The organism is Streptomyces sp. NBC_00400 (assembly GCF_036048035.1).
Lineage (GTDB): Bacteria > Actinomycetota > Actinomycetes > Streptomycetales > Streptomycetaceae > Streptomyces.
Genome location: NZ_CP107940.1, coordinates 3,583,523 through 3,597,362, shown reverse-complemented (window position 1 = coordinate 3,597,362; position 13,840 = coordinate 3,583,523). Strand labels below are relative to the sequence as shown.

At 70.1% G+C, this 13,840-nt stretch carries 13 protein-coding genes; 9 read left to right on the top strand and 4 right to left on the bottom strand.

What is annotated here, in order from left to right:
* Positions 1-25 precede the first annotated feature (25 nt).
* The 3 genes from OHS81_RS15825 to OHS81_RS15815 all read left to right on the top strand — a co-directional run bounded on the left by OHS81_RS15825 (position 26) and on the right by OHS81_RS15815 (position 4,516).
* Positions 26-1,543, top strand: coding sequence for an RICIN domain-containing protein (locus OHS81_RS15825; protein ID WP_328385406.1), 1,518 nt, complete (start codon positions 26-28; stop codon positions 1,541-1,543).
* A 445-nt stretch (positions 1,544-1,988) separates the two neighbouring features.
* Positions 1,989-2,873, top strand: coding sequence for a glycerophosphodiester phosphodiesterase (locus OHS81_RS15820; RefSeq protein ID WP_328385405.1), 885 nt, complete (start codon positions 1,989-1,991; stop codon positions 2,871-2,873).
* A gap of 374 nt (positions 2,874-3,247) precedes the next feature.
* On the top strand, positions 3,248-4,516 hold the full coding sequence (locus OHS81_RS15815) for an acyltransferase family protein (protein ID WP_328385404.1): 1,269 nt from the start codon (positions 3,248-3,250) through the stop codon (positions 4,514-4,516).
* Between the two features lie 212 nt (positions 4,517-4,728).
* Here OHS81_RS15815 and OHS81_RS15810 read toward each other — a convergent pair whose 3' ends face one another.
* Both OHS81_RS15810 and OHS81_RS15805 read right to left on the bottom strand, forming a co-directional pair.
* Positions 4,729-5,175 carry a RidA family protein gene (locus OHS81_RS15810; protein ID WP_328391191.1) on the bottom strand — a complete coding sequence of 149 codons (447 nt, stop codon included), beginning with the start codon at positions 5,173-5,175 and terminating at the stop codon, positions 4,729-4,731.
* A 267-nt stretch (positions 5,176-5,442) separates the two neighbouring features.
* Entirely contained in the window at positions 5,443-5,583 is a 141-nt protein-coding gene (locus OHS81_RS15805; protein WP_328385403.1) for a hypothetical protein, read from the bottom strand.
* A gap of 425 nt (positions 5,584-6,008) precedes the next feature.
* On the opposite strand from OHS81_RS15805, the gene OHS81_RS15800 reads away from it, so the two are divergent.
* On the top strand, positions 6,009-7,172 hold the full coding sequence (locus OHS81_RS15800; RefSeq protein WP_328385402.1) for an FAD-dependent oxidoreductase: 1,164 nt from the start codon (positions 6,009-6,011) through the stop codon (positions 7,170-7,172).
* A gap of 6 nt (positions 7,173-7,178) precedes the next feature.
* Here the strand turns inward: OHS81_RS15800 and OHS81_RS15795 are convergent, their stop codons facing one another.
* Positions 7,179-8,339, bottom strand: coding sequence for an alpha/beta hydrolase (locus OHS81_RS15795; RefSeq protein ID WP_328385401.1), 1,161 nt, complete (start codon positions 8,337-8,339; stop codon positions 7,179-7,181).
* A gap of 194 nt (positions 8,340-8,533) precedes the next feature.
* Positions 8,534-10,216, bottom strand: a complete 1,683-nt coding sequence (locus tag OHS81_RS15790) for a bifunctional 3'-5' exonuclease/DNA polymerase (RefSeq protein ID WP_328385400.1) — start codon at positions 10,214-10,216, stop codon at positions 8,534-8,536.
* A gap of 480 nt (positions 10,217-10,696) precedes the next feature.
* Here OHS81_RS15790 and OHS81_RS15785 point away from each other — a divergent pair, with 480 nt between their 5' ends.
* The 5 genes from OHS81_RS15785 (at position 10,697) to OHS81_RS15765 (ending at position 13,828) form a co-directional block, all read left to right on the top strand.
* Positions 10,697-11,095, top strand: coding sequence for a rodlin (locus tag OHS81_RS15785; RefSeq protein WP_328385399.1), 399 nt, complete (start codon positions 10,697-10,699; stop codon positions 11,093-11,095).
* A gap of 366 nt (positions 11,096-11,461) precedes the next feature.
* Positions 11,462-11,695: a chaplin gene (locus OHS81_RS15780; RefSeq protein ID WP_328385398.1), complete on the top strand. Its 234-nt coding sequence runs from the start codon at positions 11,462-11,464 to the stop codon at positions 11,693-11,695.
* 269 nt (positions 11,696-11,964) lie between these two features.
* The gene (locus OHS81_RS15775; RefSeq protein ID WP_328385397.1) at positions 11,965-12,252 is read left to right on the top strand and encodes a hypothetical protein; all 288 of its coding nucleotides are present in this window, start codon (positions 11,965-11,967) and stop codon (positions 12,250-12,252) included.
* 323 nt (positions 12,253-12,575) lie between these two features.
* Positions 12,576-12,974: a rodlin gene (locus tag OHS81_RS15770; RefSeq protein WP_328385396.1), complete on the top strand. Its 399-nt coding sequence runs from the start codon at positions 12,576-12,578 to the stop codon at positions 12,972-12,974.
* Between the two features lie 458 nt (positions 12,975-13,432).
* Entirely contained in the window at positions 13,433-13,828 is a 396-nt protein-coding gene (locus OHS81_RS15765) for a rodlin (RefSeq protein ID WP_328385395.1), read from the top strand.
* Positions 13,829-13,840: the final 12 nt, after the last annotated feature.

Genomic DNA, 13,840 nt, shown 5'->3' with positions numbered 1-13,840 from the left:
ACCCGCGAACCGAAACGGAGTCACGATGCCCAACAAGGAACCAACGGGCCTGAGGGGACCAGCGGTGCGCCGCGCCGTGCCGCTGCCCGGCTCCGCAGGCCAACCCGAGCCGGACGCGCCGCCGGACAAGACCGGTGACGTGAGCGGCCCGTCGAGCACGCCGGCGCCGGACGGACCGTCCGCGCCGCCCACTCCGCCGGCCTCCTTCGAACCGGCCTCGTCGGCCCGCGCGAAGGGCCCGGCCGGGTCCGCGGCGTCCGGGCCGACCGCGTCGGCCGGGTTCACGGCGCCGAAGCCGCCCAAGTCGTTCGGAACTGCGGCGTCCGGGCCCACCGCGTCCGCCGGCTCCGCGGCGTCCGAGCCTGCCGAGTCCGAGTCCGAGTCCGCCGCGTCGTCCGGGCCGAGCTCCGCCCCGGCCCCGGAAGCGGGATCCGAGGCGGCGTCGGGCGGCGAGGAGGGCACGTCCGAAGCGAAGGCTCCGACGACGCCCGCCGCACCCAAGGCCCTGGCGGGCTCGTCCGCGTCGGCCACCGGATCGACGGCCGCCACGGCGTCCTTCTCGTCGGAGCACGGCGGAGGGCGTGGCGCGGGTGCCGCCGGTGGCACGGCGGCCGCGGCCGGCGGCAAGCCGCCGGAGGCGTCCACCGGGACGGGCGGGGGCGAGGAACCCCCCTCGGGCCGGCCCACCAAGGCGCTGCGCGCCGCCGCGGCCATCGCGGGCGCGCTCTTGATTGCCGTGCCGCTGCTGGCCCTCACGATGGGGGATGACGACAAAAAGGACAAGACGGCTGAGGCTGCCGCGGAGATCACCGTTCCGAAGGGCGACGGTCTGCGGGCGCCCGGCTCGTATACGGGCAAGTCGCCCTTGACCCCGCCGAAGGGCGATAAGGGCAGTAAGAACACGAAGGGCGGGGAGAAGGCGGAGGGCTCCCCGTCCGGTCCGGACGGCAAAGGCCAGTCCGGGGCGCCCGCCCCCGGAAAGGGCAAGAAGGGCGGGGAGAAGGGCAAGCCCGCCTCGCCGGCGGGCAAGATCGGGTTGTTCGGGGGGCCCGGCCCCGCTGTCCTCGGCACGAAGCAGCTGCAACTGCGGAACGTCATGACCGGAATGTGCGCCGACATTCCGGGCTACGGAGGGAAGGGCAAAATCAACGGGGAGGTGGACCAGTTCACCTGCATCGACCCCAGGACCACGGACAACGAGATGTGGGACATCGATGTGAAGCTCAAGGGCAAGGCCCCCGGCGGCGGTGACCTGTTCGTGGTCCGCAACAGCACGGACGGGCTGTGCATGGACCTGCCCGGTTACGGCGCCGTGCCCGGGGCGACGGCGGTCTCCGAGTACACCTGCGACGGCACCCTGGGGGACAACCAGCTCTGGTGGAAGGAGGACCGGGGCAACGGGAAGTTCTGGCTGCGCAACTACACCAGCAACAACATGTGCCTGGACGTCTGGGGCAAGGAGTTCGGCACCGGTGGCCGAGCCGCCCGGCTCGGCGTCGCGAACTGCTACCCGGCCGACGACCACGAGTGGCGGCTCACCTGATCCCCCGCCGGGGGACCCCCCTGTGATCCCCCGGCCCTGACCGGCTCCGCCTGACCGGGCTGACTGCCCGACCCGGCCCCCGTGGACCACCACACGTCCGCGGGGGCCTCGTCATGCGCCCGGCCACCGTCCCGGATGCGGCCCGGTGCGGGAACACCGCGCACCGCACCCACGGCGCTTCGGCGACGGCGTACGCACGGATGGCGGGCGGTCCGGAAGCCGCGGCTCACCTGCTCCACCGCCCCGTCCGACCCTGCTGGCCTGGGAAAAGGCGACCAGCGGGGCGGGTGGTGCACCGCCGTCGCAGGGCTGCTCGCGTGGCGGGTGACGGGGGATGCGGGCATGTTGGGGAGGCAGCCGCATTCCTGGACGGAAGGAAGGGCCTCAGGGGGCGTACCTGACGCGGACGGGCCGTCCGCGGGTGAGCGGACCAGGAGGCTCCCGCATGCATCGGAGATCGCTGCGGATACCCGCCGCCGGGGTCGCCTACCTGGTGGCGGCCGCGGTGACGTCGTCCGCGATGGCCTCCGGTCCGCAGGAGTTCGCGGATGTCGCCGTGAGCAGCGGGACACGGGCCGGCCCCGGTACCGCGGCAACCCTGGTGATCGCCCACCGCGGCGCTTCCCGCTACGCCCCCGAGAACACCCTCGCCGCCGTCGACGCCGCACACCACCGCGGGCTCATATGGGTCGAGAACGATGTGCAGCGCACCAAGGACGGCCGCCTGGTGGTGATGCACGACGCGACCCTGCGGCGGACGACCGACGCCGCGAAGGTGTTTCCCGGACGGGCGCCGTGGCGGGTGGGGGACTTCACGGCCGCCGAGCTCGCGCGGCTGGACGCCGGCAGCTGGTTCGGCAGGCGGTTCACCGGGGAGCGGGTGCCGACGCTCGCCGGCTATCTACGCCGCCTGGACCACAACGGGCAGCGCCTTTTGCTGGAGATCAAGGCCCCGGAGAAGTATCCCGGAATCGAGGCGCAGGTCATCCGCGAACTGCGGGCACGGGGGTGGCTGGACCGGGCCCATGTCCGGAGCCGGCTGGTCGTCCAGAGCTTCTCCGCATCGTGCGTCAAGGCCGTGCACGAGGCGGTGCCCGAGATCCGTACGGGGATTCTCGGGGCGCCCGCGGTGGACGAACTGGCCCGCTATGCGCGGTTCGCCGATCAGATCAACCCCCGTGCGTCCGCGCTCAGTTCACGATGGCTGGCGGCCGTGCACCGGCTGCGCGGCCCGCACGGCCGCCGGCTGCAGGTCTATGTGTGGGACGTGGCGAAGAACACCAGCGCCCGGTCGGTGAGAGCCCGAGGTGCCGAAGGTGTTATTGAATAATGGGCAAGGGGCGGGGATGGGGGCGACATTGTCCGGATCTCGGCCCCGGTCTCGCGGTGCGCCGGATGATGGTCCGGGCCGCGCTGCCGCCCGTGCCGCGTGAAGGACCTGTGGAGGGCGGATGCGGCGCGTGTGGCCGCTGGAGGCGGGGATTTACGTGATTCCCGCCGCGAGGCTAAGGTGCCTGAGATGTTCGACGCCGCCACACTCCCCGTAAAAGAACTAAGACGCAGGATTTGGCTTTTGGGTTCCGATTTGCGGCCCGGTGCGGGCCAGCGTCCAGCTCCTCCTCTGGGATCCTTCCGGGAGGCTCCTTGAAAGACAATTTTCCGGCGTACGGCGAACGGCGGGTGCCGCTTCCCCCGCCTCGGCAGATGCCGCATGACGAGCTGAGTCCGGCGGGCGCGGCCGCGGCCGGCGCTGCGACGGCAACGATGGCACCGGTGACGGCGGCCGCGAGGGCGACCGCATCCGGGCCGGCGGCGACGACCGCCCCCGGTTCGGCGACGGACCGTCAATCCGCTTCCACTGCCGGTACTTCGCAGGCCGGACCCGGCAGTCATGCCAAGCGCCGGGGCACGGGCCGCGACGGGAAGGCCGAGGCGGGCGACGCCAAGGCGAAGCCGCGCGACGCGTTCTTCGACAATGCGAAGTACCTGGCCATCGTGCTCGTGGCGATGGGCCACTCCTGGGAACCGCTGCGCGACGGCAGCCGGACGGCGGCCGCGCTCTACATCACCGTCTACGCCTTCCATATGCCGGCCTTCATCATCATCTCCGGCTATTTCTCGCGCAGTTTCGATATGCGCAAGGACCGGCTGCAGCGGCTGATTACCGGTGTCGCGGTTCCCTACATCCTCTTCGAAGTCGCCTACACGCTCTTCAAGAGGTGGGCGGATGACGATCCGGGTTATCCGATCAGCCTGATGGATCCCTGGTATCTGACGTGGTTCCTGGCCGCCCTGTTCATCTGGCGGCTGACCACTCCGCTGTGGAAGATCGTGCGCTGGCCGGTCCCGCTGGCCCTGTCCATTGCCGTGCTCGCCTCCCTCTCGCCGGACATCGGCGACGACCTGGACCTTCAGCGGGTGCTGCAGTTCCTGCCGTTCTTCGTGATCGGGCTGTCGCTGCGGCCGGAGCACTTCAAGCTCGTACGCCGCAGGAAGGCGCGGATCCTGGCCGTACCGGTCTTCGCGGCCGCGCTGGTCTTCGCGTACTGGGCGGCGCCGCGGATGAACGCCGCGTGGTTCTACCACCGCGACGCCGCGCAGGAGCTGGCCGCCCCGTGGTGGAGCGGTGCGGTGATGACGCTGGCGATGTTCGGCTGCTCACTCGTTCTGGTGGCCTGCTTCTTCGCCTGGATTCCGGGGCGCACGATGTGGTGCACGGCGCTGGGCGCGGGCACGCTCTACGGCTATCTGCTGCACGGCTTCCTCGCCAAGGGGTCGCGCTTTTGGAACTGGTACGACGCGGACTGGATGCAGACCCCGTGGGGCGCGGTACTGCTGACGCTCATCGCGGGCACCGTCATCACGCTGCTGTGCACACCACCTGTGCAGCGGATCTTCCGCTTCGCCATGGAGCCCAAGATGACCTGGGCCTTCAAGAAGGACCCGGTGGGGATGGCCCGCGGCCGGAACTGAGTGATCGTGCTCTGTGCTCGGTGAGGTGTCAGCGGGTGGGCGACCGAAGCGTACGTCCGTGAACAGCGCGAGGGGCGCTCGTTCCGCCGGGAGACCGGCGGGGCGGGCGCCCCTCGTGCGTGGGGGAGTCGCAGTGGCCGGGCGGCCCCTGGTGCGCCGGCGCCCTGGGGGGTGCCACGGTGGCGCAGTGGCCGGGCGCCGGCGTCGTGCGGTCAGCGGACGACGGCGATGCCTTCGATCTCGACCAGGGCCGTCTCGTCCCACAGACGGGTGGCGCCGATCACGGCCATTGCCGGGTAGTCGCTGCCGGCCAGGCGCTTCCACACCGCGCCGAGGTCACGGGCATGGCGGCGGTAGTCGGCGACATCGACGGCGAAGACGGTGAGCTTGGCGAGGTCGGACGGGCGGGCGCCGGAGGCCGCCGCGACGTCCAGGAGGTTCGTCAGCGCCCGCTCGAACTGCTCGACGATGCCGTCCCCGACGATCCGGCCCGAACCGTCGAGAGCGGTCTGCCCGGCGAGGAAGACCATGGTTCCCGGGGCGGCGCGCACGGCATGGCTGAATCCGGTCGGCGGCGCGAGATGCGGTGGATTGATGCGCTCCAGCTCGCCGCCGCGCGCGCCCGCGCCGGCACCGTCGTCACCACTCCCGGCACTCATTCCCACCCCCGCGTCCGTCCTGCTCTCGTCACTCATCCTCACCGGCTCCCCTCCGCCGTCAACGTGTCTCGCGGTCAATGTGCCTCGCAGTGAGGGCGTCCCGCGAGCACTGTGTCTCGCGGTCAATGGGATTCGCGGCCCATGGGCTTGGCCGCCAACGTGTTGCGCACTCCCGGGAATTGAAGCGCGTTCCGTTCCGTCCGGGTAGCCCTTCACCGCTCATCCCGCCCACGCCGTTCACCTGGCCCTCGGCCGGGGCCCGCCTGGCTAGGGGGTCCGCGCCGCTTTCGTGGCCACTGCCATCGGCTCATGGCCGTCCAGTGTGCCCTGGACGCCATAGGGACGGCAGCGCAGAAACGCCGCCTCGTGGTGGAAGGGCTTCGCCGCGTGCTCCTTGACCGCTTCCACCGGGGTCGGTTTCGGCCGGCATCGGGGTCCATGGCTGTGTACGCGAGTTGCGACGTCGTTTCGACACGAGATGGGGAGTCGCACGCTCGCGCGCATATCCGATGTACGCGAGAACGGGAGGCACCCCTCGCTCACGCCTCCTGGATCATGTCGGCCGGCCACCGTGCCCGTCGGGCCGTTCGTTGTCCCTCCGTGCAGGCCGGGCTTCGTCGCTCGGGGAGCGATGCGAGAACGAGAGCATGAGCACGGTCGACCCGGATGCCGAGCGGAACCCCATGCCGGGTGGGTGTCGGGACTGATGCGCGGTGTCGGTCATCCATCGGCGGCTGCCGGTTCGAGGTCGGTGGCTTGTCGGCGAGGTCCGGCACCGTTCCAGAGACGGCCGGCCGGAGCTCACTGGGCGGCCCCGATCCCCAGGAGTCACCATGCACATGCCCGTCACGATCATCGGCGCCGGACTCGGCGGACTCACTCTTGCCCGCGTCCTGCACGTCCACGGAATCCCGGTCACGGTCTACGAGGCGGAGTCCTCCCCGACGGTGCGCACGCAGGGCGGGATGCTCGACATCCACGACTACAACGGACAGATCGCCCTCAAGGCGGCCGGCCTGATGGACGAGTTCCACGCCATCGTCCTGGAGGGCCGCCAGGCGACGCGGGTCCTCGACCCGGACGGGACCGTCCTGCTCCACAAGGTCGACGACGGCATGGGCGGACGCCCCGAGGTGCAACGCGGCGACTTACGACAGATCTTGCTCGACTCACTCCCGGCCGGCACCGTCCGATGGGGGCACAAGGCCAGCGGCACCCGCGCCCTCGGCGGCGGCCGCCACGAGGTGACGTTCGCCGACGGCGGCACCGTCGTCACCCGCCTGCTGGTCGGCGCGGACGGCGCCTGGTCACGGATACGGCCACTGCTCACCACCGCCACACCCGAGTACGCCGGCACGTCGGTCGTCGAGACGTACCTGTTCCACGCCGACACCCGCCACCCAGCCGCCGCGAAAGCGGTCGGTGGCGGGTTGCTGATCGCGCCCTCTCCGGGCAAGGAGATCTTCGCTCACCGGGAGAACGGCGACACCCTGCACACCTACGTGGCGCTGACCAGGCCACAGGACTGGTTCGCCGCCATCGACTTCACCGATGCCGCCGCGGCCACCGCCCGGATCGCGCGCGAGTTCGACGGCTGGGCACCGGAACTCACCACGCTCATCACCGACGGCGACACAGCGCCGGTCCTGCGCCCCCAGTACGCTCTGCCGACCGGGCACCGGTGGGACCGGGTGCCGGGGGTCACCCTGCTCGGCGACGCCGCCCACCTCGCGCCCCCGAACGGCGACGGCGCCAACCTGGCCATGTACGACGGCGCCGAACTCGGCAAGGCCCTCGCCACCCGCCCCGACGACATCGAGGCCGCACTCACCGAGTACGAGCAGGCCATGTTCCCCCGCAGCGTACGGATCACCCGTGGTCTGATCTCCACCGTCGAGGCCCCGGGCGGCGGGCACGGGGGCAACGGACAGGACGCCGAAGCCGCCGCGGCACCGGCGGGGGAGGACACTCCCGGCCCGCCGGGAGGGACGGACTGAGCGGCCTCACACCACCGCCGGGGACACCGGATGGAGCGCCGCCCGCAACTGCCCCGTCCAGTGGGCCGTCATCTCCTTCGCCACCCGGGTGTCCGGCGCGTACAGCTCGAAGCCGTGCCAGGCGCCGGGCACATTGCGGACCGTGACCGGCACCCCGGCGTCCATCAGGCGCCGGGCGTAGGCCAGCCCCGCCTCGCGCATCGGATCGAGATCGCAGACCAGGACATGGGCCGGTGGCAGCCCCGCCAGCTCGGTGGCGCGAGCGGGCGCGGCATACGCCTCCGCCTCCGTCGTCCCTTCCGGAAGGTAGTGCTGCCACGACGACTGGACGCCGCGCCCGGTGAGCACCCGTGCGTCCGGGGCTCCCTCCGCGTCGGCCGCCCCGTCGGCCGCCGGGTCCGCCCCGACCCGGTCATCCAGGTCGGGGACGCACAGCGACTGACAGGCGAGCTCCGGCCCGCCGCGGTCGCGGGCCATCAGGGCGACCGCGGCGCTGAGTCCACCGCCCGCCGACTTGCCGGCCACAGCGATCCGCGCGGGATCGATGCCCAGCTCGGCGGCCCGCCCGGCCACCCATTCCAGCGCGAGATAGCAGTCCTCCACCGCGGCCGGATAACGGTGCTCCGGGGCGAGGCGGTATTCGACGGTGATGATGACGGCGGGCAGTTCACGGCAGAGCTCGATGGCCACCCGGTCCTGCCCCGGCAGCGCCCGGCCGAGGGCGAACCCGCCCCCGTGGAAGTGCAGTACGGCGGGCAGCACGTTCCCGGCGCTACCGGTACTCCCGGCGCTCCCGGTCTCCTCGGCGGCGGCATCACCGTGCTTGCCCACTCCCGGCTCGGCGCCCGAGTCGCCCTCCGGACAGGCCCCCGGATCGGCGCCCACCGCCCCCTCCGGACGGTAGACCTCGACCGTCAGCGTGCCGCCATCGGTCGGCGTGCCGCCGTCCGTAGGTGCGCCGCCGCCCCTTCGCGGGATGTCGAACCGCTCACTGCACACGCCCGTACGGTCCGCCGGGAAGGCGGCCAGCAGCTCGTGGAATCCGGCGCGCGCGGCCTCGATGTCCTCATACGGATCGGAGTTCCGCGGCAACGCCTCAAAGGCCGCCACGAGTTCGGGGTGCACCCGCATCACGGTCCGGTCATTCGTCTCGGGCTGGACGCTCATACGGAGTGCTCCTCGTTCAGAACGGACATGCCACAGCTTCTGCTCACGATCTCCGCCCGCACGCGCCCGCGCCCGCCGGCCAGCTGTACGTGAACACTCACAGCCTGCACGCGCACAGCCACAGCCTGCTCCGGCCCGCTGCACGACGGCCCCGCTGCACCGGCCCCGCCGTGCCCGCCGCCCGACCGTGCCGCTCACTTCGCCTCCGCATAACACTCCACCACCGCCGTGGTGAACGGGAAGCGGACGGGGGTCTCCCCGAACGCGATCCGCCCGGCAGTCGCCGCGGCCGCCGTGATCGCCTCGGCGACCGTCGCCGCCTCCGCCGCGGGGCAGTGCACGATCACCTCGTCATGCTGGAAGAAGACCAGTTCGGCGCGGAGCCCGCCCTCAGACAACGAGCGGCGCAGCGCGGCCAGTAGCAGCAGGGCCCAGTCGGCAGCGCTGCCCTGGACGACGAAATTGCGGGTGAACCGGCCGCGCGCGCGGGCGGCCGCCGAGCCGCTGCCGTATGCCGGGGACGGTTCCTCCTCCTGGGGCAGGCCCGCCTCGTCGGGTGGTGCCACGGAAGCCGGCGGGCAGGTACGGCCCATCCAGGTGCGCACCAGCCGTCCTTCCTCGCCCGCGCGCGCCGCCTCGTCCACATACGCCACCGCGGCCGGATAGCGGCGGCGCAGATCGGCCATGTGCTTGAGGGCGTCGCCGGACGTCTGGCCGTAAATGGCGCCCAGCAGGCCGAGCTTGGCCCGGTCGCGGTCGCCCCCGAACGCGCGGGCGGCCAGATCCGCGTACAGATCCTCGCCGCGGCCGGCCAGCTCCATCAGGCCCCGGTCGCGGGAGACGGCCGCCAGTACGCGGGGTTCCATCTGGGCGGCGTCGGCGACCACCAGGCGCCACCCCGGGTCGGCGCGTACGGCCTGCCGGATCACCTTGGGGATCTGCAGCGCACCACCGCCGTTGGTGGTCCAGCGACCGGAGACCGTGCCACCGGGCAGATACTCGGGGCGGAAGCGGCCGTCGTGCACCCACTGCTGGAGCCATGCCCACCCGTGGGCGGTGTAGAGGCGGTAGAGCGTCTTGTACTCCAGCAGCGGTGCCACCGCGGGGTGATCGATCTGCTGCAGCTCCCATTTACGGGTCGAGGTGAGGGAAATCCCGGCACCGGCAAAGGCCTTGATGATGTCGTTGGGCAGATCCGGGCGCACCCGCCGGCCCGCCCCGAAGGCCCGGGACACCTCGTCGGCCAGCTCCGCCATCCGGCGCGGCTCCCCTCCGCCCGGATAGCGCTCTCCCAGCAGCTCGTCGAGCAGCTTGCGGTGCACATCGGCGCGCCAGGGCACCCCGGCCCGCCCCATTTCCGTGGCGACCAGCATGCCCGCGGATTCGGCGGCGAGCAGTAGCCGCATCCGGTCCGGGTGTTCCGCCCTCTCCGTACGCGTCAGGTGGCCGGCGTAGACCTCCAGCAGCGCCGTGAGCTCGTCCGTGCCGGGCGGCAGCGGCACCGGGCCCGGCTCGAACAGGGACGGCTGGGCCTGAGCCGAACGGACCGGGGCATCCTGCGGGACGGGCAGGCCGTGGAGCCGCGCCCAGGCGGCGGCCGGCGAATGCGGCTGGCCCGACTGGCCCTCCTCATGGCCGATCAGCAGCGCCTCGGCGGCCTCCACGTCATAGCAGCGCTCGACCCGCACCCCCGCCGCCGACAGCCGCCGGTAGATCTCCGCGGTGGACCGCCACACCCACCGCTCGACCTCGGGCCGGGTACGCACGGCCTCGGCGAGCGAGGGCTCCCGCAACACCGGTCCGGCGGGCCGCCCGTCCCGGCCGAGCGGGCAGAGACGAGCACCCCCGTCGCCCGTCTCCACCACCGCCCATCTCATGCCTCAGAGTCTTCCACCAGGGTCTGACATTCGCCCTGACCAGCGCAGACGACACGACCCCGGCACCTCTTATGCCGGCGACGGTCACCTCCTGGCACCCTTGCCCACGGCGCCGACCCCAACCGGACGCGCTCTGCGGCAGGTTGGCGTTTCGCGCACCGTGCGGTGTGCACACCGCCCCTCATGTCGCCGCCCGGCCGAATCCGGCGTGCGGCAACACCTGCGGCAACTCAGGTTCTCTCCGTGGCATTTGAGGACGGAATCCAGTGGGCCGGCCGCCCGCCGGCAAAGGCCGGTACGAATTCTTCGTACCGGCCTTTGAAATGCCAAAACGGCATCCGGAAGGCGAACTTGGCCCGGGTGCAGTGATATGTATCTATGGTTTCGTGGCATTCGGGTGAAACGGCGAAACCGCACCCCCAGAAGCGAGTTGACCAGTGCGCTCCGGAAACGGGCACTCCGCTTCGAGAAGGGTAAATCGTGATCAAGAAGGTCCTGGCCACGACGGCTGTAGCCGCGTCCGTCGTCGGCATCTCGGCAACGGTCGCCCCCCAGGCGATGGCGATCGGCAACCACAACGGCACGTCGACGGTCAACGGCAACGGCGCCAAGAGCGCCTTCGGTAACTCCACCACCGTGGGCAAGATGAGCCCGCAGCTGGAGCTCGTCCAGGGCTCGCTGAACAAGCCGTGCCTCGCCATCAACAAGGTGCCCGCTCACATCCTGTGGGCGTTCCACGTCTCCGAGGTTCACCTGCTGTCCAACCCGCAGAACCAGCAGTGCACGGAGAACTCGACGCAGGCCAAGGGCGACGAGCCGCTGTCGCACATCCTCGACAGCATTCCGGTCCTGTCCGGGAACGGTGTCGGCAACCACTGAGCCGGCCCATCGGTCGCAGGCCTGGACCGCCGGCTCTCGCTTCCAGAGCGGTCCGGAGCCTGTGCACCCCGTTATGAACCGTAGGGACGGAATTCCTCGATCCCCCTTTCGGTAGGAATTCGTATTCGGCGGGTACCTCGCCTGTTCGAACTCCGGTGTTTTTTCCGCGTCGTATGCGCGGTGACAATCTCCTGAAGCGGTGTTGCATCGTTCGGGCGATTCCTCCGAAAACCTCCCGGCAAGAGTTTCGTGCACGAGGGGAAATCGTTACCAATGTCGCAGCGGTGTTACGGGCGAGCAGAACAGCGCCCGTGCGGGACACGACGGTCGTGGTCGCTACGGACCCGCTGCAAGGAAGGGCTGAAAGTGAAGTACGCAAAGGTCGCAGCGATCACTGCCGGTACGATCATGGCGGTGGGTGCGGCGTCGCCGGCCTTCGCCGACGCAGGGGTTGCGGGTGGCGCCAAGAACTCGCCCGGTGTGCTCTCCGGCAACGCCATCCAGGTCCCGGTGCATATCCCGATCAACCTCTGCGGCAACACCGTCAACATCGTTGCGCTGCTGAACCCGGCGTTCGGCAACACCTGCGTGAACGCCTGACTCGAAGGAAATCGAGCCTGTCGATGTGACCTGGCCCCGGTGCGCGGTCTCCAGCGTACCGGGGCCGGTCGCCATTGGCTTTGTGTGGGTGGACGTATAACGCCCGCAATTTCGGGCGGCTCGTCCGAGAAGAGTGGAACTCCAGGGTTTCTCAGGACGCAGGCACTCGTTAGTCACGCTGAAATCGGTCACCCGAGTAGCGAAATGATTGCTCATGTGGCGTTGCTGCCGCCGGACCGTCAAGCACCGCCCGAGAAGGGACAGTTGAAGTGAAGTACGCAAAGTCTGCCGCGGTTGTTGCCGGTTCCGTCATGGCGCTGGGTGCGGCCGCGCCCGCATTCGCCGCTCAGCCCGGAGCTCCGACCATGAGCCTCAACGGCGGACTGAACGATGCGCTGAGCAGCAAGCAGCTGGACGGCCACCAGCTCATGCCGCTGGTCAGCACGGTCAAGACCGCGCAGGGCAAGATCGGGTCGACCAACCCGAAGAAGGTGCTCCGTGGCGTTACCGGGGCGACCAAGAAGACCCCGCTGCTCGGTGGCCTTCCTCTCACGTAAGTACCGGGCGCGCCGGCGGCGGACGGACGGCGAAACCCGACCGCCCCGGGCGCGGTGACGCAGGTGTGGACTTCACTGTTCCCCCGTCGCGCCGGTGAGTTCGGCACGGTATCGATATTCCGCGACACTCGACGATGGAATTGATGGGAACCGGAACTCCGCCGCATCCCGGTTATTCCCGCTCCGCCTTCCGGTCGTGCTCCCGATCGGAAAGACGGATCAGACCGGCCAGCTCATTTGAGTGAATGAGGGCAACCAAAATCATCCCTGTGAGTTGGGCAGATTGCCCGGCCCAAGGGCATCCCGAAACACGAAGGACCAAAATGATCAAGAAGGTTTTGGCGACCGCGGCAGCGGCTGCCTCCATCGTCGGTGTAGCCGCAGCGGCGGCCCCCGCGGCGATGGCGATCGGTAACCAGCACGGAACGTCTTCCGTCAATGGCAACGGTGCGCGGGAGTACTTCGGCAACTCCACCACGTACGGCTACATGAGTCCGCAGATCGGCCTGATCCAGGGCTCGCTGAACAAGCCCTGCCTCGCTGTGGGCAAGCTGCCCGTTCATGGCGTCGGCCTGGGCCACCTCAGTGACATCAACGTTCTGTCGTCGCCGCAGAACCAGCAGTGCACCGAAAACTCCACCCAGGCCAAGGGGGACGAGGCGCTGTCGCACATCTTGGACAACATCCCGATCCTCTCGGGCAACGGCGCCCACAACCACTGACCCTGGCGAACAGCACCCGGGCCGCCCGGTCCTCCTTCTTCCGGGCGCCCCGGGTTTCTGCTGTCCGGCACCGGGGCGGAAATGTTATTCCCCTGTGACTGAACTCCGCTGCGCCGGATCGTTAGGAATGATGTGTGGAGGGAGGCGTGCCAATGCCCTGGCGAGTTTGATGGGGCTGCCAGGGCATTGGCACGCTGTCCGAAAGAGAGCGGGGCATGTGGGCCGCCCACCGGTAGCGCAGGCCTGCGGCACGCAAAGTCAATTGATGCTCCGGCGCGATAAGTCGGCCGTGGCTGTATCCGAATTGATGCACCCGCGGTGGCAGCGATGACGGGTGACGCCTTCCCGGAGGGCCTGGTGCCAGCTATTCGGGTGATGGTGCAGAACTCAATCCGGTATGGCGGGTTGTTCAAACAGGGCTCCCGTTTCGGGAGTTCCTTCTCCTGAAGGGTTTCGTGATGAAGAAGATGTTCGCGGGCGTGGCTGTGGCGGCGTCGCTGGTCGGAATTTCCGCTGCGGCCGCTCCACAGGCCATGGCGATCGGCGACCAAGAGGGCACCAGGACGGTCAACGGAAACGGCGCGCAGTCGGTTTTCGGTAACTCCACCACGCGCGGCAGTCTGAGCCCCCAGCTCGGCCTCGTCCAGGGCTCGCTGAACAAGCCCTGCCTCGCTATCAACAAGGTGCCCGTGCACCTCGCGCACGTGGCTCATGTCTCTGACCTCAACCTGCTGTCCAACCCGCAGAACCAGCAGTGCACGGAGAACTCGACGCAGGCCAAGGGCGACGAGCCGCTGTCGCACATCCTCGACAACATCCCGGTCCTGTCCGGGAACGGTGTCGGCAACCGCTGACGGCCGACGGCC

What these genes read in the sequence shown, in the direction of transcription:
- OHS81_RS15825 (WP_328385406.1), top strand. Translation starts at nt 26, where the DNA reads ATGCCCAACAAGGAACCAACGGGCCTGAGGGGACCAGCGGTGCGCCGC.
- OHS81_RS15820 (WP_328385405.1), top strand. Translation starts at nt 1,989, where the DNA reads ATGCATCGGAGATCGCTGCGGATACCCGCCGCCGGGGTCGCCTACCTG.
- OHS81_RS15815 (WP_328385404.1), top strand. Translation starts at nt 3,248, where the DNA reads ATGCCGCATGACGAGCTGAGTCCGGCGGGCGCGGCCGCGGCCGGCGCT.
- OHS81_RS15810 (WP_328391191.1), bottom strand. Translation starts at nt 5,175, where the DNA reads ATGAGTGCCGGGAGTGGTGACGACGGTGCCGGCGCGGGCGCGCGCGGC.
- OHS81_RS15800 (WP_328385402.1), top strand. Translation starts at nt 6,009, where the DNA reads ATGCACATGCCCGTCACGATCATCGGCGCCGGACTCGGCGGACTCACT.
- OHS81_RS15795 (WP_328385401.1), bottom strand. Translation starts at nt 8,339, where the DNA reads ATGAGCGTCCAGCCCGAGACGAATGACCGGACCGTGATGCGGGTGCAC.
- OHS81_RS15790 (WP_328385400.1), bottom strand. Translation starts at nt 10,216, where the DNA reads ATGAGATGGGCGGTGGTGGAGACGGGCGACGGGGGTGCTCGTCTCTGC.
- OHS81_RS15770 (WP_328385396.1), top strand. Translation starts at nt 12,576, where the DNA reads ATGATCAAGAAGGTTTTGGCGACCGCGGCAGCGGCTGCCTCCATCGTC.
- OHS81_RS15765 (WP_328385395.1), top strand. Translation starts at nt 13,433, where the DNA reads ATGAAGAAGATGTTCGCGGGCGTGGCTGTGGCGGCGTCGCTGGTCGGA.